Annotated in this window: 25 protein-coding genes; 3 read left to right on the top strand and 22 right to left on the bottom strand. The window is 33.8% G+C overall.

The genetic code is table 11. The features are described from left to right. Positions 1-32 precede the first annotated feature (32 nt). On the bottom strand, positions 33-527 hold the full coding sequence (locus ACYUJ6_RS06595; RefSeq protein ID WP_461845039.1) for a PRC-barrel domain-containing protein: 495 nt from the start codon (positions 525-527) through the stop codon (positions 33-35). Between the two features lie 90 nt (positions 528-617). Beyond that, entirely contained in the window at positions 618-1,064 is a 447-nt protein-coding gene (locus ACYUJ6_RS06590) for an RrF2 family transcriptional regulator (RefSeq protein WP_461845038.1), read from the bottom strand. Positions 1,065-1,327: 263 nt separating this feature from the next. On the opposite strand from ACYUJ6_RS06590, the gene ACYUJ6_RS06585 reads away from it, so the two are divergent. After that, positions 1,328-3,208, top strand: coding sequence for a heavy metal translocating P-type ATPase (locus tag ACYUJ6_RS06585; protein ID WP_461845037.1), 1,881 nt, complete (start codon positions 1,328-1,330; stop codon positions 3,206-3,208). 50 nt (positions 3,209-3,258) lie between these two features. Next, positions 3,259-3,540, top strand: coding sequence for a metal-sensitive transcriptional regulator (locus ACYUJ6_RS06580; RefSeq protein WP_461845036.1), 282 nt, complete (start codon positions 3,259-3,261; stop codon positions 3,538-3,540). Between the two features lie 174 nt (positions 3,541-3,714). Here the strand turns inward: ACYUJ6_RS06580 and ACYUJ6_RS06575 are convergent, their stop codons facing one another. From ACYUJ6_RS06575 to ACYUJ6_RS06495, 17 genes are all read right to left on the bottom strand, one after another. After that, positions 3,715-4,218, bottom strand: a complete 504-nt coding sequence (locus tag ACYUJ6_RS06575) for a flavin reductase family protein (protein ID WP_461845035.1) — start codon at positions 4,216-4,218, stop codon at positions 3,715-3,717. Between the two features lie 11 nt (positions 4,219-4,229). Next, positions 4,230-5,003, bottom strand: a complete 774-nt coding sequence (locus ACYUJ6_RS06570; RefSeq protein ID WP_461845034.1) for a histidinol phosphate phosphatase — start codon at positions 5,001-5,003, stop codon at positions 4,230-4,232. Between the two features lie 21 nt (positions 5,004-5,024). Continuing rightward, a complete protein-coding gene (locus ACYUJ6_RS06565; protein ID WP_461845033.1) occupies positions 5,025-5,942 on the bottom strand; it encodes an AEC family transporter in 918 nt (305 codons plus the stop codon). A 50-nt stretch (positions 5,943-5,992) separates the two neighbouring features. After that, positions 5,993-6,586 (bottom strand): hypothetical protein, encoded by a 594-nt coding sequence (locus ACYUJ6_RS06560; protein ID WP_461845032.1) that lies wholly within the window; start codon positions 6,584-6,586, stop codon positions 5,993-5,995. A 151-nt stretch (positions 6,587-6,737) separates the two neighbouring features. Next, a complete protein-coding gene (locus tag ACYUJ6_RS06555; RefSeq protein WP_461845031.1) occupies positions 6,738-8,261 on the bottom strand; it encodes a sensor histidine kinase in 1,524 nt (507 codons plus the stop codon). After that, a complete protein-coding gene (locus ACYUJ6_RS06550) occupies positions 8,251-8,949 on the bottom strand; it encodes a response regulator transcription factor (RefSeq protein WP_461845030.1) in 699 nt (232 codons plus the stop codon). The genes ACYUJ6_RS06555 and ACYUJ6_RS06550 overlap by 11 nt, the downstream gene beginning before the upstream one ends. Then, complete coding sequence (locus tag ACYUJ6_RS06545; RefSeq protein ID WP_461845029.1) at positions 8,895-9,557, bottom strand: phosphatase PAP2 family protein; 663 nt, start codon at positions 9,555-9,557, stop codon at positions 8,895-8,897. Before ACYUJ6_RS06545 ends, ACYUJ6_RS06550 begins: the two co-directional genes overlap by 55 nt. Positions 9,558-9,827: 270 nt before the next feature. Next, positions 9,828-10,163, bottom strand: a complete 336-nt coding sequence (gene hisE, locus ACYUJ6_RS06540) for a phosphoribosyl-ATP diphosphatase (RefSeq protein WP_461845028.1) — start codon at positions 10,161-10,163, stop codon at positions 9,828-9,830. Between the two features lie 16 nt (positions 10,164-10,179). After that, on the bottom strand, positions 10,180-10,509 hold the full coding sequence (gene hisI, locus ACYUJ6_RS06535; RefSeq protein WP_461845027.1) for a phosphoribosyl-AMP cyclohydrolase: 330 nt from the start codon (positions 10,507-10,509) through the stop codon (positions 10,180-10,182). 24 nt (positions 10,510-10,533) lie between these two features. Beyond that, complete coding sequence (gene hisF / locus ACYUJ6_RS06530; RefSeq protein ID WP_461845026.1) at positions 10,534-11,295, bottom strand: imidazole glycerol phosphate synthase subunit HisF; 762 nt, start codon at positions 11,293-11,295, stop codon at positions 10,534-10,536. A gap of 3 nt (positions 11,296-11,298) precedes the next feature. Next, the gene (gene hisC, locus ACYUJ6_RS06525) at positions 11,299-12,366 is read right to left on the bottom strand and encodes a histidinol-phosphate transaminase (RefSeq protein WP_461845025.1); all 1,068 of its coding nucleotides are present in this window, start codon (positions 12,364-12,366) and stop codon (positions 11,299-11,301) included. A 22-nt stretch (positions 12,367-12,388) separates the two neighbouring features. Further along, positions 12,389-13,108: a 1-(5-phosphoribosyl)-5-[(5-phosphoribosylamino)methylideneamino]imidazole-4-carboxamide isomerase gene (hisA, locus tag ACYUJ6_RS06520; protein WP_461845024.1), complete on the bottom strand. Its 720-nt coding sequence runs from the start codon at positions 13,106-13,108 to the stop codon at positions 12,389-12,391. A 25-nt stretch (positions 13,109-13,133) separates the two neighbouring features. Next, positions 13,134-13,751, bottom strand: coding sequence for an imidazole glycerol phosphate synthase subunit HisH (gene hisH, locus ACYUJ6_RS06515; RefSeq protein WP_461845023.1), 618 nt, complete (start codon positions 13,749-13,751; stop codon positions 13,134-13,136). A gap of 26 nt (positions 13,752-13,777) precedes the next feature. Further along, a complete protein-coding gene (gene hisB / locus ACYUJ6_RS06510) occupies positions 13,778-14,362 on the bottom strand; it encodes an imidazoleglycerol-phosphate dehydratase HisB (protein ID WP_461845022.1) in 585 nt (194 codons plus the stop codon). Positions 14,363-14,393: 31 nt separating this feature from the next. After that, positions 14,394-15,686 carry a histidinol dehydrogenase gene (gene hisD, locus ACYUJ6_RS06505; protein ID WP_461845461.1) on the bottom strand — a complete coding sequence of 431 codons (1,293 nt, stop codon included), beginning with the start codon at positions 15,684-15,686 and terminating at the stop codon, positions 14,394-14,396. Positions 15,687-15,708: 22 nt separating this feature from the next. Continuing rightward, positions 15,709-16,368, bottom strand: a complete 660-nt coding sequence (gene hisG / locus ACYUJ6_RS06500; protein ID WP_461845021.1) for an ATP phosphoribosyltransferase — start codon at positions 16,366-16,368, stop codon at positions 15,709-15,711. Beyond that, complete coding sequence (locus ACYUJ6_RS06495; protein WP_461845020.1) at positions 16,331-17,560, bottom strand: ATP phosphoribosyltransferase regulatory subunit; 1,230 nt, start codon at positions 17,558-17,560, stop codon at positions 16,331-16,333. The genes hisG and ACYUJ6_RS06495 overlap by 38 nt, the downstream gene beginning before the upstream one ends. Positions 17,561-17,890: 330 nt before the next feature. Here ACYUJ6_RS06495 and ACYUJ6_RS06490 point away from each other — a divergent pair, with 330 nt between their 5' ends. Beyond that, complete coding sequence (locus ACYUJ6_RS06490; RefSeq protein WP_461845019.1) at positions 17,891-18,514, top strand: TVP38/TMEM64 family protein; 624 nt, start codon at positions 17,891-17,893, stop codon at positions 18,512-18,514. Positions 18,515-18,637: 123 nt separating this feature from the next. Here ACYUJ6_RS06490 and ACYUJ6_RS06485 read toward each other — a convergent pair whose 3' ends face one another. From ACYUJ6_RS06485 to ACYUJ6_RS06475, 3 genes are all read right to left on the bottom strand, one after another. Continuing rightward, complete coding sequence (locus ACYUJ6_RS06485; RefSeq protein WP_461845018.1) at positions 18,638-19,507, bottom strand: DegV family protein; 870 nt, start codon at positions 19,505-19,507, stop codon at positions 18,638-18,640. A 191-nt stretch (positions 19,508-19,698) separates the two neighbouring features. Beyond that, positions 19,699-23,472, bottom strand: coding sequence for a phosphoribosylformylglycinamidine synthase (locus tag ACYUJ6_RS06480; RefSeq protein WP_461845017.1), 3,774 nt, complete (start codon positions 23,470-23,472; stop codon positions 19,699-19,701). Between the two features lie 285 nt (positions 23,473-23,757). Continuing rightward, positions 23,758-23,994 carry a hypothetical protein gene (locus ACYUJ6_RS06475; protein WP_461845016.1) on the bottom strand — a complete coding sequence of 79 codons (237 nt, stop codon included), beginning with the start codon at positions 23,992-23,994 and terminating at the stop codon, positions 23,758-23,760. Between the last annotated feature and the right edge of the window lie 12 nt (positions 23,995-24,006).

The raw sequence follows: 24,006 nt of genomic DNA, 5'->3' as shown, positions 1-24,006 counted from the left end.
ATCTTCCATAATTTTAGTCAAATTTAAAAGCCTTAACATTCCTCTTTTTTTAATAGTTTATGAGCTGAATTAAAGAACTTAAAATTTTGTTTTTTCCCTCTGTAGAGTAAATTTTTATCTCCCAGTATCAAATCATCTACAAGCAATATTTTCTTGCCGCTTATAAAATTATTTATAAATCCAGTAGACAATATAAAAGCTTTTATTGAAAACTCTTTTTTATCAAATAACATATCCTCAACTACACCAATGAGATCAGCTTTTTTATCCACTACATTCATATTTTTTATATGTTCAAATTGAAGATACTCACCTCTTTTCACTGCAGTGGCTATTATTACAGATGTAAAATTTACCACATCATTTATATGAACATTTAATGCCTTTTTAAATATATTATTGGGAGTTATTACGAATCCCTCTATTTTTTTATTGTTGAAATTCAATATTATATCACTTATAAATCCCAGTGAATTTCCAGAAATATCTATAACATCTTTAAATATAAAATCCATTGTCCTATACAAAATATCACCTTTAATTTGAAAATAATATTTTTATTTTATCCAAAAAATAAAAAAAATATAACTCTGACAAGTTATATTTTAAAAAACTATTTATTTATCTCTTTTAACCTTGATTTGCATCATTTTATTGTAATCATCTACCATATCCTGTAGAGTAGTAAATTTCATAACTTGATCCATACTGTCTTTTATCTTACTCCATAAAAGTCTGGTAGCACAACAATCCACCTTGCTGCAGGGACTTTCATTATTTTCATCTATACAATCTGAAATTTCTATAGGGCCCTCCAATACTTCCATTATATCTGCTATAGTTATATCCTTAGGTTCCCTGTTTAAAATATATCCCCCCTGCGCTCCCCTTATGCTCTTAATTAAATTGGATTTCCTCAAGCTGGAAAATAACTGTTCCAAATAATATTCTGATATGTTTTGTCTTTCCGATATACTTTTTATAGATGAAGGCTCATGGCTGTAATGGATAGCTAAATCCACCATAGCTTTTACACCATATCTTCCTTTTGTGGACAGCTTCAATTAATCACTTCCCATCTATACTTTAGATCGTTTCACTATTATAGCTTTTATATTATCAAATCAGAGTAAAATTGTCAACTATAAATTTGATACATAAATACCTTTATAACACCAATATTTGAATTTTCATGAATGTAATCCTCCCACCGAATTTACTGCCATTTAATAAAGTTGACAAATAAGCTAATTTTTTTTAATATAAATATATGCCAGGTGGGGGCATATGGCATATTTATTATAATATAGAAAGGCAGTGTTCCATTATGAATATCATTAATAAATTTCGAGAAGAAGAGGAATTTCGTACATTATCTTTAACCATACTATCGGGTGTATTCCTATTGGGAAGCTTTTTTAGATGGATTCCCGGACTTCCCTTTGATGCAGCTTGGATAGCTATTGTTATAAGCGGTATTCCCATTGTTTTCGGAGCTGTTAAGGGATTAATAACAGAATTTGATGTTACTGCTGACGTATTAGTGGCAATTGCACTAATTGCAGCAATTATCATAGAACAATATTTTGCCGCTGGAGAAGTTGCTTTCATCATGCAGCTGGGAACAGTATTAGAAGATGTTACAGCAGAAAAATCCCATAAAAGCTTACAGGCACTTATAAAACTCACCCCTGAAAAAGCCTGTCTCCAAACTGCAGATGGTGACAGAGAAATATTGGCCTCAGAAGTTAAAACAGGTGATATTCTTTTAATTCGTCCCGGTGAAGCTATTCCAGTGGATGGAAAAATTCTCAGTGGAACCACTTCAATTGACCAATCCATTATGACCGGTGAATCCATTCCCGTTGACCGGATGATTGGAGACCAGGTTTATCAGGGAACCATAAATCAACAGGGCGTTATCAAAATTGAAGCCACCAACCTTGGTGATGATTCTTCCCTTAAAAAAATGATTCGATTGGTCAGAAATGCCGAAGAAAACAAAGCACCCATTGTTGGCATTGCGGATAAATGGGCCCGTATTCTTGTGCCTGTTGCCCTGGGTTGTTCCCTTATAATATGGCTTCTCACAAAAAATATTTACAGAGCAGTTACAGCACTGGTTGTTTTCTGCCCTTGTTCACTGATACTTGCTACTCCTACGGCCATGATGGCTGCAATTGGAAATGCCACAAAAAAGGGAATACTGATAAAATCCGGTTCCGCAGTAGAAGCAGCTGCAAAAATCGATACCCTTGTAATGGACAAAACAGGAACCCTAACCTATGGTAAACTTCAGGTTGAAAATATCAGCATATTAGATAAAAATATAGACAAGGCATATTTTTTAAAACTAATTGCCAGTGCGGAAAAATTTTCCGAACACCCCCTGGCAAAAGCAGTTCTACTATATAGTGAAAGCCAGGGTATTATTGCAAAAGATCCTGAGTCATTTGCAATGCAGGCGGGGAAAGGTGTTGCAGCAGCTGTTGACGGTCATGAAATCTTAATCGGCATAAAAATTATTGGACAAGAACTCATAAATAATTCTCCAGAAGCCCTAAATCTCATGGAGGAAACCCAAAAATGCGGCAAAACCGTTTTACCCGTTGCTTTAGATGGAAAAATCATTGGGATTATATCCATTGCAGACGCTCTCCGCAGCGAAACCAAGAACACAATATCAGAGTTAAGGAAAGCTGGATTATCACGTATGGTCATGCTGACAGGTGATAATCCAGCAGTTGCCCATTCTATTGGAAAAGCAATAAATATCACTGACATATTTGCTTCCCAGCTTCCAGCAGACAAGGCCGGTTCAATAAAAAAATTAACAAAACAGGGATATTCAGTAGGCATGATAGGTGACGGAGTAAATGATGCTCCGGCTCTAGCCACAGCTTCCGTGGGTATTGTCATGGGTGCCATTGGTTCGGATGTAGCTATTGAGGCAGCAGATATTGCCTTGATGAGTGATGATATAAGCAAGCTTCCCTTTTTGATTAGAATCTGCCGCAAGACTAAAAAACGCATTATTTTCAATATTACAATTTCCATGTTTATTAACTTTTGCGCTATTATACTTGCAGGCTTTGGTATTTTAAATCCTGTGACAGCAGCACTTGTTCATAATTGCGGATCAGTATTCGTAGTGGTTAATTCTGCTCTTCTGCTTACATACAAAGAACAAAATGAAGCTGCTGCCTAGCACTGCTTTATATCCTTGTTGTATAATTATAATTTAAGGAGAGTGATTTCATGTCAACTTATCAGCATCATGATGTAGCTAAACTTTCTCAGAGAATCAATAGAATTCAAGGTCAGCTAAAAGGTATTTGCAAAATGCTGGAAGGTGATAAACCTTGCGACGAAATTATTATTCAGCTTAATTCTGCAAAAGCAGCACTGCAAAAAATAAGTCAGATTGTATTGGAAGATCATCTGGAACACTGTGTTCTAGATGCACTTCGTAACGGAGACAAAGAACCTCAGATTGACAGTTTAAAGCGCGCCTTGAATCAATATACGAAAATGATTTAAAATCTGCAAGCTTATCTGTGGGCTTTAAGTCAGATGCAAAGGTAAAGTGGTACACAAAAATACCTAAAAGCACTTTTGTGTACCACTTACCGCTTTCATCAAATATATGATTAAATCTCTCACTTGAACAATCACTGGATTTACCTTTTCAAAAGCTTTTACAGCTTCTGAATTCTATCCCTGATAGCAGTTTACTATTTCTCCATAATATATTGTATGATAATCCCCTTCATTAGAACCGCCATAACAATCTGAATCCACTTCTTCCGATAAAAGCTTTTTATCCATGTTTCTCTTATATATGATTTTACACTCATAGTACATATTACAGCCATCTATTACTGGACTATTCAGGCTTTTGCCAGGCAGTATTTTCAAACCACACTCTTTAAACTTGTCAATATTCCTTCCGGATTTAGTTCCGCATATTGAAAAAGCTTTTTTCATATCATCATCAAAACGTACACTTACAGTAAATTCACCGCTGTCTTCTATAAACTCTCTGGTATATCTTGATTCCCTTACAAGCACGGTAAAAACGGGTTTTCTCCATATAACACCAATACTTCCCCATCCTATAGTCATGGTATTTACTTTTCCATTGTACTTACTAGTTAAAAAAGCCCTTCCTTTATTTATGTTTTTAATAGTCTGATCCATATTTTCTGTAAATTCCATAATAATACCTCCTAAAAATCTTTATCGTATTCTTTTTTCCTGTTTTTAAAGTATACAACTTTTAAATTACAAAGTTGGGCAATTTCCCCTGCAGTTTTAAAGTTTGCCCCTATGGCCGAAGGATCATGAGCATCAGATCCAACAGTTATACACTTTCCCCCTAATTCATTAAATCTTTTATATATATCAAGTATATTTTTCACCGAACTGTCACTATGAAGTCTTCTAGTATTCAATTCCAGACACTTATCTTTTTCTATAAGTTTTTTTAATATCTGATCTATTATATCCGAGAATTCACTGTAATATAATTCATTATTTTTAAATTTGGCATATCTAGCTATATAATCAATATGTCCCAAACTATCTATAAAATCAAAATACCCCAAATTATTCAGCATTACTTGAAAATACTTGAAATAAGCTTCATCTTTGGTTTTCCCTTCATAGTAATCAGGATAATATAGATCCTTATTTTCCACTAAATGTATAGAACCTATTACATAATCAAATGAATTATTTTCTATGAGTTTTTTGCTCTCTTTTACACAATCTTCTTTCATGCCAAGTTCTATTCCCAAAAGCAAGTTATCATTTCTCCATTTAGAATATTCATCATAGTATTTATCCACATCAAAACAAAATAAATTATCTTTGGGAAAATTAATATCCATATGTTCTGTTATTATAAAGGACAGACCATTTTCTTCAGCAGATTTTTTAGCACTTTCTATTTTCATATCTGAATCCGTGGAAAAAATAGTATGTACATGTGTATCAAACAATATACCGCCTCCTGTCAAACTTTAAACTATATACTTTAAAATCACTGTCACCAAGGGAATAGTAAACATGGATATTATTGTGCTCATAAATATAATCCTGGCTGCAAGCTGTGTATCTGCCCTGTACTTCTGTGCAAATACTGAAGCTACAACTGCTGCAGGCATTGCTTCAATTATAGCACATATTTGTATTATCAAATTGTCTACATGCAATATTTTCAATATTATAACAGTAAAAACCGGTGCCAATATCAACCTCAAAAAACATCCATAATACACCATAAATCCAGAAAAAATATCTTTGAATTTTACCTCGGCCAGCATTGTCCCAACTATAATCATGGAAAGAGGTGTGGTCATGGAGCCTACCGTACTTGCTGCAGTATACACCGTATATGGCATTTTTACAGAAAACATAAACATTATAAAACCAATTACCGTTGCAATTATAGCCGGATTCAAAATCACTTTTTTTATTGTTCCCAAGTCGCTTTTTCCTGTATATATCATTATTCCAATACTGAACATAAAAATGTTATAAGGTATATTGAATATGGCTCCATAAAATATACCTATTTTACCGAATATGCCCTCTAGAACAGGATACCCCATAAACCCGCTGTTGGAAAATATGATTATAAATCTCAGTACCTTTTTTACCTCATTCCTGTTTTTCAAAGTCAATACTATGCTGAAAAGTATAAGACCTGCTTGAAGAATTGCAGAATATATGAATATGGTTTCTGCATTTTCTACCATTTTCTCTGAATAGTTATAGTTAAAAGAAGTAAGCAGCATAGCCGGCAGAGTTATTTTCAACAGAAAATCCGACAGACTTTCCTCCGTCTCTTTGGTTATTATATCTTTTTTTCTTGCAAAAACACCCACCATCATCATAAGTGACAATATTATTACTTCATTTATTACCTTAACGTTCAACAATGTTCCCCCTAATTCTGTTCCACTGAAAGTCAAAACTTATATGTATATTACTCTTCCTCCAGATCCATATACATGCAGCTGTCTGCATACTTGGAAATCAAATCAGAGATTTCTTTTATTTTTTTAGCAGCATCACCTTTCAATATATTAAGTGCCATTTCTCTGTTTTCAGCCAGAAACTGATATAAATTCAAAATTATATAATCTCTTATTCTGCAGTATAAATAATCCTCTTCCATGGATGCTATTCTTTCATTTAAATTTACTATGGAATTATATCTTTCTATAAAATTCAAATCCTCTTTGTTTAGCAAATCTCCATTTTTAAAAACTACTTTTTTACCTAATACCTCCGTTTTAGATTCATTTTCAATATCTGTTATTATATTATCAATTTCTTCTGTTTCAGGCAGTTTTCCTTCTTTTGCCCAATTTTCTATAACCTCTAACTGTTTCTGCCAAAGCCTTCTTATGGATATAATATCTGCCTTTAGCACCAAAGCATAACCCTGGTTATTTTCTGCTGATTTTCTTTTTATCCTCAAAGTGTTAAATATACTCTCGTGCCAGTAATTTTTTGCTTTTAATATGGGCTTGGCAGACACTTCCACCAATTCAGACAACAATTCAAAATTATCCATTTTACACCCTCCTAAATATAATACATACCATTATTGAAAATTTAAAATTCAATATAATATTCAAATGTACCCTTATATTATAATCCATTATGTGAAAAATTTGAATGCAGTTTATTCATGGATATTGGATAAAAACATAAATTCTCCCTATTCAGCACTCTGAGTTCTCAAAGATCACCCTAAATACTATACACCCTTGGGAATAATCTGCTTTTATTTTACCGCCTTGAAGTTCTGCCATGCTTTTAGCAATAGCAAGCCCCAATCCACTTCCTCCCCTATCCGAGGCTCTTGATTTATCCAACCTGTAAAACCTGTCAAACAGCTTGTTGATTTCCTTACTGCTTATGGAAGAGCATTTATTTTTTATAGAAGTTATAATGCAGTTTCCCTCTTTTTTTAATGAAACTTTTACGCTGCCTGGCTTTGCACTGTACCTTATGGCGTTTATAAATAAATTTTCAAATATCCTCACAGTTTTATTAGGATCCAGATTTACAAGAAGCCTGTCTTTGGGAAAATCCTCATCAATGGTAATTGAGTTTTCCTCGCAAATTGGAACTATTTCTTCTATAAGCTGCTCCAATAAGCCATTTAAGGATATAAGATGTTTGTTTAAGGCCACTGCATGATTGGTGAGTTTAGTGTACTCAAATAAATCATTTATTAAGATTTGCAATTTCTCGGATTTATTATAAGCTATACTTATATATTTCTCCAGCTGGGATTCATTTTCATATTTTTTATCCCTAATGAGTCCAAGATATCCTTTAATGGAAGTAAGTGGTGTTCTCAGATCATGAGATACGTTGGTTATGAGCTCATTTTTCATACGCTCTACCTCTCGCTCCCTTTCTATCTTATTATTCAGTTCTTCCGCCATAAAATTTATATTATCTGACAAGGATGCCAGTTCATCCTCCCCCTGGCTTTTTATTCTATAATTCAAGTTTCCCTTTGACATTTCAACAAGTCCCTTGGATATATTTTCTATATATTTCATTTTTTTATTAGTGGCAAAATAAAATAATGTAAGAAAGGATATGAATGCTGCAATGGTACCTGGAATAGGGTTATAGCTTTTTTCATAGGTTATTTCGTATTCAGGCATAGCTTTTAACACCAAATAAGCTTTACTATCATTGAAATCTATAGGATAAAAGCTGATATATTCTCTATTTTCGTTTATACTGTCATCTTTATCTCCATATACATTTTGAATGTTTTTCATTATCTCCAGAGAACTTTTTATTGAATTTTTTATTGTAGTATATACATCTATTTGAGTTTCATCTGTATTATTGGATTTGTATAAAACCTTTCCATCCAAATTTGTAATCATTATCTTTTCCGTATCCGATCTATTATAGTCATCTATTATTTTTTGAATTTTATCCTTATTATTTACGCTGATATTCATACTTCTCATTTTTTCCGCTATGATATTGGCATTAACCGATATTTTGTCTATTCCCTTGCTGTAATCCACTCTAGCAGACATATTTCTGTTTTGAAAAATAATGCCTGTAACTTTACCAATGGCAAAAGCTGCTATAAAGCATAGGGCAAATGTAATTATGATTTCAAATCTTATACTGCTTTTCATTTTTTTCCAGACAGATTTGTGAACCTGTATTAATGATATCTTTGAAATGTTGCCAAATTTAATTTTCAATTTTATATCCTACCCCCCAAACGGTCTTTATAAACCGAGGCTTTCTGGGATTTTCCTCTATTTTCTCTCTTATTTTTCTTATATGAACCATTACTGTATTGTCGGACTCAAAGAAATCCTCTTTCCACACCTTTTCATAGATCTTTTCTATACTGAATACCACTCCTCTATTTAAAGACAGCAGCTTTAATATCTCAAATTCTCTTGGAGTAAGTTTTACATCCCTGTCTCCCACTTTTATTTCATGAGTTTTAGTATTTATAACCAAATCATCCACTTCAATTATCCCATTTTGGGCCTTTTCGGGGAGATTTAATCTTTTATATCTTCTCAGCTGGGATTTCACTCTAGCCACAAGTTCCAGAGGGTTAAAAGGTTTTGTCATATAGTCATCCGCACCTGTGGTAAGTCCCAGTATTTTATCTAAATCCTCACCCTTGGCAGACAGCATTATAATAGGCATATTCTTAATTTTTCTCATTTTTATGCAGGTGTCAATTCCATCCATTTCAGGCATCATTATATCTAAAATCACCAGTTCTATATCCTCATTGTTCTTTAAAGTATGTAAAGCTTCTAACCCATTAGAAGCTTTACATACTTTATATCCTTCATTTACTAAATATATTTCCACTAAATTTCTAATTTCTTCTTCATCGTCCACCACCAATATAATTTCTTTCCCCATATTATACTCCTCTCTAAAATGAAAACAGCAAAAAATCTGTATATAACCTCTGCCAACAGTATAGCAAAAATTAAATCTAAAATCACATGCTGTTTTACAAGCTGTGTGGATACCATTATAATTATTGCCATAAAATTTATTATAAATTTATTATAAGTTTTTTTTGTTTCTCCTGCCCCTCTGGCCACGGCATAACACGTCAAAACATGTATGCTTGGAAAGCAATTAAAAGGTTTATCCCATTTATATGTCAGCTTTATTATATGTGAAAAAATATCATTTCCCTGAATAACAGGTCTGGGAACTGTAGTCTGAAAGAAAAAATAAATTATATAGCATGAAAGCATCCCAAAAACTATAGTTATCATAGTTTTATAATAGGCATTTCTGCAATGAAAACAAATATATGCAATAGTTAAAATTATAAATGGATACCACATCCAATAAGGAATTATAAACTCCTTTATAAAGGGAATATTCCTGTCAAAATCAGTAACTAGATTATAGCATCCATTAACTGAATTATTTAATTTTCCATACATTATATTGATAACAGGTATGATAAGCATCAAACTCAGCGGTAAAAAATTTGCTTTTATATTTTTCAATACATCACCGTCCTTTATAACATTCCCTAATCTTTATTATAAAAAAAATTTCTTAATTATTTACTGTTTAAATTCTTAATTATTTCTTAAATATTTAAAATCTGTATAAAGTTATGAATTGATATTGGAATGTTCCGTTGACTTTCGGTATCATTATTCACTGTCAGCTGATATTTCCCCTGTAATATAAAAACAAAAAGGCCATCTCAAAATTTTGAGATGACCCCATTTTAAAACTTTCCGGATTTTCTCAGTGTATATAATAATCCGTTAATGTATTCCTTCCATAATCTTTCTGCTAGTTTTCTTATTACATATTTTTTGTCTTCTCTTTTCAAGTTCTTCAGTTATATCTTCCAAGTTCACCTTTTGATTTGACATTAGAACCAGGAGATGGTATATCAAATCACATATTTCATAGACTTCTTCTTCCTTATTATTATTCTTGCTTGCAATTATTACCTCTGAACTTTCCTCTCCTACCTTTTTCAGTATCTTGTCAATTCCCTCTTTAAATAGATAACTGGTATAGGAACCCTCTATAGGATTTATCTTTCTGTCCTCTATAACGCCGCATAATTCTTCTAATATTTTTTGCAGTTCCATAAAAAATACACCCCTTTTAATATAACTTTTTATAAAAACAGCTTCTATGGCCTGTATGACAAGCTGCTCCTATTTGATTTACTTTTATCAAAATAGTATCACAATCACAATCTAAGTTTATACTATTTACATATTGATAATGACCTGATGTAGCACCTTTATTCCAAAGTTCATTTCTAGTCCTGCTCCAAAACCAGGTTTTTCCCGTTTCAATGGTTTTCTCCAGGGATTCTTTGGTCATATATGCCAGCATCAGCACCTCTCCATTTTGAAAATCCTGGATTACAGCAGGGATAAGTCCCTTTCCCTTTTGGAAATCTATCTTTTGTAAAATTTCTGTATCCATTTTTTTATCACCTTTACATATATTTTATAATCTCACCGGAATATCTTTAGTTTTTAGATATTGTTTAACTTCTCCTACAGTAAGTTCTCCATAATGGAACAGTGAGGCTGCCAGTGCTGCATCCGCACCTGCATCATTAAATACATCATAAAAATCATTTAAGGATCCACATCCGCCTGAAGCTATTACCGGAATATTTACAAGTTCACAAATGGTTTTAGTCAGTTCTATATCATAACCATTTTCAGTACCATCTGCATCCATGCTTGTCAGGAGTATTTCTCCAGCTCCCAAATTTTCTGCCTTTTTAATCCATTTTACAGCATCTATTCCCGTATTTTTTCTTCCGCCCTCTACGAATACATCCCATCCGTCTTTAGAATCTCTTTTTTTTGCATCTACTGCCACCACAACACACTGAGAACCAAACTTATCTGCTGCTTCATATATTAAATCAGGATTTTTTACAGCCGAGGAATTTATTGAAATTTTGTCCGCCCCTGCCCTAAGTATGTTCTTAAAATCATCTATACCGCATATCCCTCCCCCCACAGTAAGTGGAATAAATACCTTTTCCGCAGTTCTTTCCACCAATTCTATTATGGTTTTTCTCTTTTCATGTGTAGCCGTAATATCCAAAAATACTATCTCATCCGCTCCCTGCCTGTTATAATGTTCCGCTATTTCTACCGGATCTCCTACATCCTGCAGATCGACAAAATTTATTCCCTTAACAACTTTACCCATATTCACATCCAGACAAGGTATTATTCTTTTGGTAAGCAAACCTTACACTTCCCTCCCAATAATTTCTTTAACCTTTTCTATAAAAATATCCATATCTTCATCTGAACCTATGCTTACTCTTATATAATTATCTATTCTTTCTTTGTCAAAATATCTTACAAGAACACCTTTTTCCCTTAATCCGGCAAAAAGTTCTCTGGCAGCATATACGGGGTGGGTTATAAATATAAAATTGGATTTTGAAGGTATAACTTCAAAGCCCAGTTCCTCCAGTCTTTTCACAGTTGACTCTCTTGTATTTATTACTTTTTTTACACATTCCTCAAAATAATCCTCGTCCTCCATGGCTGCTACGGCTGCTGCATTGGAAACTCTGTTCACGGTGTATGAATTAAATGAATTTTTTATTCTGTTTAATCCATCTATAAGTTCTTCCTGCCCTAATGCAAATCCTACACGAAGACCAGCCAGGGAACGGGATTTGGATAAAGTCTGTACTACCAGGAGATTGGGATAATCTTTTATAAGTTCAATTACAGAATTTCCTCCAAAATCCACATAGGCCTCGTCTATTATAACTACCCTGTCCCTGTTGTTTTCTAGGATTTTCCTGATTTTTTCAGTTTCCAGACACCTTCCAGTAGGAGCATTGGGATTTGGAATTACTATTCCCCCACTGGGTGCCAAAAATTCTTCAACTGGAATTGAAAAATCCTCATTTAATTTTGCAAGTCTGTATTTTATATTGTATAAATTGGCATACACCGGATAAAAACTATAGCTGATATCCGGGAAAACTATGGTATCATCCCTGTTGAAAAACGTTAAAAAAGACATGGCTAAAACTTCATCAGAACCATTTCCCACAAAGATCTGATCCTTATTCAAACCATAGTAGTTAGAAATAGTTTCCCTCAATTTATCGCAGCCGGGATCCGGATATAATCTAATATTGCCTTCTGCTGCATTTTTTATGGCATTTAATACCTTAGGTGAGGGTGCATAAGGGCTTTCATTGGTATTTAATTTTATATATTTTTTATCCTTAGGCTGTTCACCACATACATAAGGCTCTACACTTCTTGTGATTTCACTCCAGTACTTACTCATTACTTATCACCTTCTACTAATTTTATTTGCACAATTCTATGGCTTTTTTCAGGTCTATATTTCCGGTATATATGGCTTTACCTGTAATAGCACCATATAAACCTATTTTATCTATATCTTTTAAATCATCTATATTTTTAATTCCTCCTGAAGCTATTATATTGCAGTTACAGCTGACAGCATTTTTAATTTTAAAAAGCTGTTCTAAATTAGGCCCTTTCAAGGTTCCATCCTTACTTATATCTGTAAATATAATAGTTCTGACTCCCATATCTTCCACTTGTCTCGCAAAATCTGTATACTCTACAGTGCTTACATCAACCCATCCGTTTACTGCAACTTTTCCCTCCTTTGCATCTATTCCCACAGCTATTTTTTCTCCATATTCCTTAACTGCCCTTTTTACAAAGTCCGGATTTTGTAAAGCCGAGGTCCCAAGTATTACTCTTGATATTCCCAATTTCAAAATCTGCTCCACGGAATTTAAATTTCTTATGCCTCCACCCAATTCCACTGGAATTTCAGCTGCTTTTACCACCTTTGATATGATTTCAGCATTTTTCATTTTTCCATAAAGAGCCCCGTCTAAATCCACCATGTGAATATACTCCGCACCCTTTTCTTTAAAACTCAATGCTACTTTTACCGGATCTTCACCTACTATTTCAGATTTTTCAAATTTTCCCTGATATAATCTCACACATTTTCCATCTCTTAAATCTATTGCTGGAAGTATTAACATTAAAGTGCCTCCTTAAATCCTTCAATCAAACTGTCATACCTACGAAATTCTTTAACATCTTGATACCTACATCGCCGCTTTTTTCCGGATGAAATTGAGTTCCATAAATGTTGCCTTTATTTACAACAGCCGGTACATCTATATCTCCATAAGTGCTGTACGCATTTAAATTCTCCTTTGATTTTAATTTCCCGTAAAAAGAATGCACAAAATAGACATAACTGTTTTCAGGCACATCTTTTAAAATTCCGCACTGTTTTTCAATGATTAAATTATTCCATCCCATATGAGGTATTTTTATGTTTCCATATAATTTCACTATTTTACCGGGTATAAGTCCAAGTCCTTCGCATTCTTCCATTTCTTCCCCCATATCAAACAGAAGCTGCATTCCAAGGCATATGCCTATAATTGGCTTTCCGCTTTCTGCCTCTTTTCTTAAAATCCTATCCAGATTTCTCTTTTTCAAGTTCTTCATGGCTTCGGGAAAAGCACCTACTCCTGGAAGTATAATTCCGCTGCACTTCTCTATTTCATGTTCATCTGAAGTTATCTTACTGTCCCTCCCTATATATTTAAGTGCTTTTTGAACACTTTTTAAATTTCCCATACCATAATCTACAATGCAAATCAATTTATACACCTCTCTTCTAAATAGAAAATTCCATATTATATACTGCCTTTTGTAGACATTATACCGTTTATGCTGTCATCTATGGACACTGCTTCTTTAAACGCATGACTAAAAGCCTTGAATATACCTTCTATAATATGGTGGGTGTTTTTGCCATATAGTACTTTTATATGAAGTGTCATTTCTGCATTAAATGCCAATGCCCTAAAAAATTCCTCTATAAGCTCCGTATCCATTTGTCCAACTTTTTCCCTATTAAAATGAGCATCAAACACAAGATAAGGCCTTCCGCTTAAATCTATAGATACCATAGACAGACTTTCATCCATAGGTACAAAAAAAGTGCCATATCTTCTTATGTTTTTTTTATCACCCAGAGCAGTTTTTATACATTTCCCCATGACAATTCCTATATCCTCCATGGTATGATGGAAATCCACATCCAAATCACCTTTTGCCAGTATATCTAAATCTGTCATTCCATGCTTTGCCACCATACAGAGCATATGATTTAAAAAACCTATGCCCGTATCTATCTTGTATTTTCCATTTCCATCCAAATTCATTTTAACCTGTATATCAGTTTCATAAGTCTTTCTGGAAAATTTTGCTGTTCTCATATAAAAACACCCTCTTCAATTTTTCTATTTATCATTTCATTCTTACTTTTATTGAATTGGCATGGGCTGTAAGTCCCTCCGCCTCTGCCAGGGTCACAATTTTACCCTCCACTTTCAAAAGTGACTGCTTTGAATAACGTGTAAAACTGAATTTTTTTATAAAATCATCTACAGACAGCGGTGAAAAAAATCTGGCAGTTCCACTTGTAGGAAGCACATGGTTGGGACCTGCCATATAATCTCCTAAAGGTTCCGGTGAAAAATCCCCCATGAATACCGAGCCTGCATTTTTCACTTTTCCCAATATTGAAAATGGATCCTTTACACATAATTCTAGGTGCTCAGGTGCTATTTTATTGGCCAAATCTATACCTTTTTCTACACTGTCCACTATAAATATAGCTCCTTGATTCTTTAAAGATTTCAGTATAATATCTTTTCTTTTCAATGATACTATCTGTTTTTCAAGTTCCTCTTTTACCTGCTGGGCTAATTTTTTCGAGGTAACAGCCAATACTGCTGAAGCAAGTACATCATGTTCTGCCTGAGACATCAAATCTGCGGCCAGATAGGATGGATTGGCTCTTTCATCTGCAATTATCAATATTTCACTTGGCCCTGCTATCATATCTATATCTACAAAACCATATACACTTTTTTTAGCCATGGCTACATATATATTTCCAGGACCCACTACCTTATCCACTTTATGAATTGTTTCAGTACCGAAAGCTAAAGCACCTACAGCCTGAGCCCCTCCTGCTTTATAAATTTTATCCACTCCAGCCAAATCTGCAGCTACCAGAATCTTGGGGTCTATAGTTCCATCCTTTAAAGGCGGTGTAACCATGGTTATATTCTTAACTCCTGCCACTTTGGCAGGCAGGGTGTTCATCAGTACAGAAGAAGGATAAGCTGCAGTACCTCCTGGCACATATATGCCAACTTTTTCTAAGGGTCTGATCTGCTGACCCAGTATTACACCTTCTTCCCTCGTAACCATCCATGAATTTCTCTTTTGTTTTTCATGGAAAAAAATTATATTTTCAGCAGCTGTTTTCAAAGCCTCTATAAATTCATTATCCGCCATTTTATAGGCATCTTCTATTTCCTGGTCTGTCACCAAGATATTTCCCTCATCTACCTTTTTGCTGTCAAATTCATTAGTGTATCTTATAAGAGCTTTATCTCCATTTTTTCTTATATTCTCCAATATACTATTTACTTTTACAATTACATCCTGCTGAGTTTTTTCCCCTTTATTCCTAAAATTATTCAAGTATATCTTTCCTGCTTCCGTATTTGCAATTATTGTATTTATAATTTCACTTTTCATGTTATTCCTCCTAGCTTACAACTTTTTCCTTTTCATTAATCTGCATTTGAACCTTATCTATTATTGTTTCTATTTCATTTTTTTTCATCTTCATACTTGCTACATTAACTACCATTCTAGCACTTATATTGCATATATCCTTATAAATAACAAGCCCATTCTCTTTTAGCGTATTGCCCGTTTCAACTATATCCACTATGGCATCTGCCAGTCCCAGTATAGGTGCCAGTTCCACAGAGCCTTCTATTTTTATGATTTCAACATCTTGTCCTAATTTTCTAAAATAATCTCTGGCTACATTGGGATATTTTGTTGCAATCTTTTTTCTATTATAACCGGAGTAAAAATCAGAATTTTCAGGTCCCGCCAGTGAAAATTTACAGCATCCAAATCCCAAATCCAAAACCTCATAAAAGTTTTTATTTTGTTCAAGGAGGGTATCCTTTCCCACTATTCCTATATCCACTACTCCATGCTCAACATAAGTAAGTACATCCGGAGCCTTCACCAGTACAAAATCTATATTATCTTTCAAATTATGAAATATAAGCTTTCTGCCTTTATTTACAATTTCACTGCAATCTATATGTGCTCTCTGAAATATGTTAACTGCTTCCTTTTCAATTCTTCCTTTAGTTAAAGCTATCCTTACTTTCTTCACATTTACCATCTGAATTTCTCCATTCTCCTATTTTAATAAATTTCATATTTTTTTTATGGGCATATTCTCTTGCTTCCTTTTCGCTATCAGAAATACTCATTTCCGCAATTATTCCACCATTTCTGAGAATTTGTGCTTTTTTATAAGCTTCCGCAAAATTTTTCTTATCATAATATAAAAGTACTTTTTCACCTTTACTTCCATAAAATCCCTCACTATATTTAAGGGCAACAATTATTCCATCTACATCTATAGCAAACCCTGTAGCCGGCTGTTCATCCCCAAATTGACCCACTAAGTTGTCATATCTTCCCCCGCTTAGTATGTTTCCTCCAAAACCGTGGGTGTATCCCCTGAATATTATTCCAGTATAATAATCTATATGATAAACCATACCCAGATCTACAGATAAATAATCCTGAAGACCTATACTTTTTACAATTTCATATACTTCCCTGATATTATCCAAATATCCTAAAGCGCTTTTATTATTTGTAAGGGAAGATGCTTTTTCAATTACCTCAATTCCTCCGAACAACTTGGGCAGCTCATTTAAAATATTAAATGAATTATCATTGAGTTTGTTCTTGTTTATATATAATATTTCATTTAATGCCGTAAAATTTTTACTGTCTATACTTTTCCTTAGTTTTTCCTTTTCCTCAAGGTTTATATCCAAATCATCTACCAGTGCTTTAAATAATTTGGCATGACCAATTTCTATCTTAAAATTTTTAAGTCCACAATTTAACAGCGATATTATTCCAGTTATTATAACTTCTGCATCTGCAGTGATGTTATCTGATCCTATAACTTCAATACCCGACTGGGTTATCTCACTATTCTTCCCATTTAACCTCTCATTTGCCCTGTACACATTTGAGGTATAGCATAATCTAAGTGGATGAACAGCCTCTTTTAATTTTGTACCTGCAATTCTGGCAATGGGCGTAGTCATATCAGCTCTCAATGCTAAAATTCTTCCTTGATTGTCAATTAATTTATATATTTTTTCCTGAGGCAATATTGAATTTTTCCCATTAAATGTATCATAAAACTCCAGAGTTGGAGATTTTACCTCCATAAATCCACTGCAGACATAAGCTTTTCTCAAAATATTTTCTATATCTACTTTTTTTCTGCATTCCTCAAATAAAATGTCCTTTGTTCCGTCAGGTATATATTTTTTCCAATTTGTCACAGAAGTCACTTCCTTATTTTATTATGCTAATGTTTTAATTCAATGCAGTGATAAATTAATTATTATTGTTATTTTAACAGTTAATTTATAAAATAGCAACCCAAATAAAAAATATATAGAAAAAACTTATAGGTTTATTTTATCCTATTAATCATATCTATATTATAGACATGCAGCATTTTGTTTTTCTATTTTGCTTGAAGATAGTATACATATATATTATATTTATACTATAATAATTCATTTATTTAAGGGAAGGAGTGAATTTTCATAAAAAGATTACTTAAGGGAGCTAAGGGAAAAATACTATTAATTTTAATAATAGTATGCTTGTATTTATTCATACCCCATTTAAGACAGGGAATTAATAAATCCATTGATGTATTAAAAAATATAGATGTGGGTTCAGTTAAAAATTATATTTTAAGTTTTGGTGTACTTGCACCAATAATATCATTCTTTTTAATGATACTTCAATCAATAATTGCCCCTCTGCCTGCATTTATAATAACCTTTGCCAATGCAGGATTATTTGGGTGGATAAAAGGTGCTATTTTATCCTGGTCAAGCGCTATGGCAGGGTCAGCTCTTTGTTTTTACATAGCCAGATTTTTAGGCAGAGATATAGTTGAGAAGCTTACATCTAAAACTGCTATAGAAAAAGTAGATGAATTTTTCAAAAATTATGGTAAATATGCTATATTAATTGCCAGATTATTGCCCTTTATATCCTTTGACATAGTCAGTTATGCAGCTGGTTTGACTTCTATGGGATTTTGGCCTTTTTTTATAGCAACTGGATTAGGACAACTTCCTGCTACCATTATCTATTCTTATATAGGAGGAATGCTGACAGGTACAGTTAAAACTTTAGTAATTGGACTATTACTTTTATTTGCAGTAACTACCCTAGCTGTTTTATTAAAAAAGATGTGGAATGATAAACATAATTAATATAAATTCAAAAAAACACCAGCTAAATTGGAACTGGTGTTTTTTATTTGACAGTTTTTCATTTCATCATAAACAAGATATCCGCCAACATAACAGGTTTATATTATCCGTTTAATCAAGCAACTATCTTTCATTCCCTAAAAAGCAGAGTGCAAGCATTCCATTTCCACAATGAGTGGCCATTCCAAGCCCTAAGGTATTTATAATAAACTTATTATTGTGAAATTCTTTTTCCATTATTTTTTTCAATAAATTTGCATCTTCCAAACAATCACCGTGAGAAATACCTATTACCTGATTTTCAGTATTTACCGCCCTTTCCCTGAATCTATCCACCAAATATTTAATACCCTTTCTTCTTCCCCTCACATTAGCTATATTTTTAAGGGATCCATCCTGGGAAATATATATAATTGGCTTTATATCTAAAAGAGTTCCTATAACTGCCTTGGATGAAGATATTCTCCCGCCTCTTTTTAAATGCTTTAAATCTTCCACCATAAACCAATGGTTTACCTTTAATTTGTTCTCATCCAGCCACTTGACAATTTCATCTCTACTTCGGCCTTCTTGTGCCATTTTATAAGCAGAATACACTAAAAGTCCAAGCCCTATAGAAGCATCCCTGCTGTCTATTACGGTTATATCTGCATCCTTAAATTCATTGATTACTGCCTCTCTTGCCAGTTTTGAACTGTTAAATGTACCGCTTACAGCTGAAGACATTCCAATATATATTATAGGTCTTTTTTCCTTTAATAATTTTTTAAATTTTTCAGTAAATCTATATTCATTTATCTGGGATGTATATGGCATTTCTCCATTTCTTAAACCGCTGTAAAATTCTTTGTAGCTCAAGGACTTTCCAAAATCATCTTCATAATCTTTACCTTTAAAGTGACATATCAAACCCAAAAATGGAATATTATTTTCAAATATAAAACTTGCCGGCAAATCACATCCTGCATCAGTCATAATTATAGGTTTTGTCATGAGCATCTCCCCCAACGTAAAATAGGATTAATTTTAAGCACTATAGCAAATATTACACAATACCTTGTTAATTTCATGAATTAATATATTATAAACAAATAATAGCATAAATACCTTACTGTTATTATAACAAAAATACCATTTATTTGCCATACTTAACAGGGGGATTGCAATAAATACACTGAAACCTTCTAAATTTTAAAATAATCAACTCCTGCACTAAATAATTTCTGATCCTTGCTGCCTGGAATATTCTTCATGATATTCTTTCCAATTCTTTCTGAATGAGCCATTTTACCAAGTATCCTTCCATCCGGACTGGTTATTCCCTCTACAGCATAATAGGAACCGTTGGGATTAAATCTTATATCATAGGATGGTTCTCCATTAAAATCTACATACTGGGTTGCTATCTGGCCTTTGTTTTTCAACTCTTCCATTACAGCATCACCTGCCATGAATCTCCCTTCTCCATGAGAAACTGCTATAGAATGTATGTCTCCCACAGACACATTATTCAGCCAAGGAGACAAATTGGAAATTATTTTAGTATTCACTATACGTGACACATGTCTTCCTATTTTATTGTAGGTAAGAGTTGGGTAGTTTTCCTCTATATCCCTTATTTCTCCAAAAGGCAGAAGTCCCAATTTTATAAGTGCCTGGAACCCATTGCATATTCCAAGTATCAATCCGTCCCTGTTATTTAAAAATTTCATTACAGCATCTTCTATTTTGGGATTTCTAAAAAATGCAGCAATAAATTTTCCAGAACCATCCGGCTCATCCCCTGCGCTGAATCCCCCAGGTATCATAATTATTTGAGATGAATTTATACCATTTACCACAGCATCTACAGACTCTTCTATCTCATTCCGTCTTAAATTTCTAATTATGACAGTTTCCACTTCTGCCCCTGCCTTCTTAAAAGCTCTTGCCGAATCATATTCACAATTAGTTCCCGGAAACACAGGAATAATTACTTTTGGAGAAACAGTTTTTACAATTGGAGAAATTTTAGACTTCTTATTGAAATAATTCAATTTTATTTTTTTATCTTCCACATAAGATCGAGTTGGGAAAACATTCTCCAGGCTTTCCTTCCATGAGTTTTCCATATCTGAAATAGCTATTCTGACTCCGGCTATATCTATAGATTCTTCTTTTTGAGTAGTTCCCATAACCACGTAATCAATTTCCTTGAAATATTCCTTAAAATCCTCCTGGGAATCCACTTCTACTATTATAGAACCATAATCTGGTGAAAACAGATTTAATTTGCTTATGTCATCTACAAATTTTAAACCAATTCTATTTCCAAAACTCATTTTACTTACGGCTTCACATATTCCACCCTTTCCTACAGTATGGGCAGACAATATTTTACCCTCTTTTATCATACAATTTATAACTCTGTAATTTTTCTTTATCCTTGGAAAATCCGGGAGTTGAAAATTATTTCTAAGTGCCGGTATAAGTATTACATGATTTCCATATCCCTTAAATTCGGGGGATATGAGTTTATCTGCTTCTCCTGTGGTAACTGCAAATGAAACCAGTGCCGGCGGTACATTCATATCCTTAAAGCTTCCGGACATGCTGTCTTTTCCGCCTATGGCTGCTACCTGAAGTTTTTCCTGAGCATATAACGCACCGAGTAATGCTGATAAAGGTTTGCCCCATTTTAAAGGATCCTTTTCCAGTCTTTCAAAATACTCTTGAAAAGTCAGTTTTATATTATCCAGTTCTCCACCTGAAGCTGCAATTTTAGATACAGATTCCAATACTGCATATACTGCGCCGTGAAAAGGACTCCATTTTGCTATACCCGGATTATATCCAAAACTCATCACTGTAGCTGTGTTGGTATCCCCATTCAAAACTGGTAATTTCGCAGCCATGGATTCTATAGGTGTATCCTGATATTTTCCTCCAAAGGGCATAAATACAGTGGAAGCACCTATTGTACTGTCAAATCTCTCCGCCAATCCTTTCTGGCTGCATACATTCAAGTCCTGCAGCATTTCAATCCATGACTTTACAATATGTTCACCATCCATGCTTCTGTCTTCTCCATTGCTTTTAAAATAGCCATTGTCCTCCGGGCATTTCACCTTAACATCTATTTTTGCCCTCACTCCGTTGGTATCTAAAAATTTTCTGCTTAGATCCACAATACAGTTTTTCTTCCATAACATCCTCAATCTTTTGTCTTCTGTAACATCTGCTACCTTAGTGGCTTCTAAATTTTCTTCTCCTGCATATTTTATAAAACTTTCCTCATCTTCCTTTGATACAACCACTGCCATACGTTCCTGAGACTCGGATATTGCAAGTTCAGTTCCGTCCAGTCCCTCATACTTTCTGGGAACTAAATCCAGGTTTATTTCAAGCCCTTCAGTAAGCTCTCCTATAGCTACAGAAACACCTCCAGCTCCAAAATCATTACATCTTTTAATAATCTTACTGACCTTTTCTTTTCTAAACAATCTTTGTATCTTTCTTTCAGTAACCGGATTACCTTTCTGAACCTCAGCTCCTGAAGTCAATATTGAAGTTTCCGTATGTTTTTTAGAAGATCCCGTTGCTCCGCCGCATCCGTCTCTTCCAGTCCTTCCTCCTAAAAGTATTATTACATCAGATGCATCCGGTTCTTCCCTCTTTACATTTTCAAGAGGTGCTGCTCCTATAACAGCTCCTATCTCCATTCTCTTTGCCACATAATTTTCATCGTATATTTCAGAAACCATTCCCGTTGCAAGACCTATTTGATTTCCATAGGAGCTATATCCCTGTGCTGCCCCTATAGTTATCTTTTTCTGAGGCAGTTTCCCCTTTAAAGTATTTTCTACTCTAACTCTTGGATCTCCGCTTCCTGTAACTCTCATTGCCTGATAAACATAAGACCTGCCTGACAGTGGATCACGTATTGCCCCTCCAAGACAAGTTGCTGCTCCACCAAAAGGTTCAATCTCAGTGGGGTGGTTGTGTGTCTCATTTTTAAACATCACCAGCCATTTTTCAGTTTTACCATTTATATCTGCATCTACAACTATACTGCAGGCATTTATCTCTTCTGATTCATCTAAATCCTTTAATTTCCCGCTTTTCTTAAGCATCTTCATTCCGATGGTGGCTATGTCCATAAGACACTTTGGTTTTTTGGTTTTCTTGTATATTTCATCCCTGGATGTTAAATAGTATTCATAAGCTTTTTTTATAGGGAAGGAAAGTTTTCCTTCTTCAATGGATACAGTATTTAACTCCGTGGTAAAAGTAGTATGCCTGCAATGATCAGACCAGTAGGTATCTATGACTTTGATTTCAGTTATAGTGGGGTTTCTTCTCTCTTCTTCTTTAAAATACCTCTGGCAAAAAATCAAATCCTCCAGGCTCATGGCAAGGCCCCTTAAATTTATGAATTTCTTCAAATCACTTCTGCTCATTCCTGTAAATTCATCCAGTACTTCCACACTATCTGGTACATCCAATTTTTTATTTAGACAATTTACTTTTTCAAGAGAAGCTTCCCTTGAATCCACCGGGTTTATACAATAATTTTTTATTCTCAAAAATTCTTCATTGGATATATCACCATAGATAATATATACTTTTGAAGATATAACACGTATTTTATCACTCTGGGTTAATATTTGAATACACTGGGATGCAGAGTCAGCCCGCTGATCATATTGTCCCGGAAGGTATTCTACGGCAAAAACTCTTGTATTATCATCCACAGGTAAATCTTCTTCATATATTTTATCTACAGTTTTTTCGGAAAATATTATGTATTTTGATTTTTCATATTCCCCGTCATCCATACCTTCCATATCATAACGGTTTACTATTCTTATGTTCTCCAATCCGTGAATATTAAGACTTTCTTTAAGATCTTTAAAAAGTCCCTGGGCTTCTATGTCAAATCCTCTTTTTTTCTCTGCAAACAGCCTTCTAACACTCATTGTACTCTCCCCTTGTTTCTTATTTTTTCGAACATTTATAGCGTTTTTATAAAAATTATTCGTAGATATTATACCACAGATATATGCCTTTGTGAATAATATATATAAAACTCAATGTCATTTGCTTTCTATACCTATGACTGTCTGTGCTATTATTGCTGTCATCCCCACTTTATAAAGTGGGGATGACAAGCACTGCTGCAGCTCCTGGACAAGTTTTTCTAAGATGCAGATGCGGTATGAGAAGCATTTTCTTTACAGTCAGAACTCCAGTACACCCAGGAATCACTTGATATAGAGTATTTCCTTTACATTTTTGCCTAACATCCGGGAGCTGTTATAAGAATATTTTCTTTCCGGAACTGTTCCGCTGACTATATGTCCCGTGCTCATGATGATTTTCGTCTCATCCCCTTGTTCACAATCTTTTAAATTAATGCCTCTTAAAAATATCTTCACTGTTTTTTTGTCATTGAAAAAACACATGTTTTCCACTTCAATTAAACTTCCTTTTTTTATCATACAAAACCAACC

It is taken from the genome of Clostridium sp. JNZ X4-2 (genome assembly GCF_054889485.1).
The sequence above is the reverse complement of the archived record's forward strand: the minus strand, read 5'-3'. Positions and strand labels throughout refer to the sequence as shown.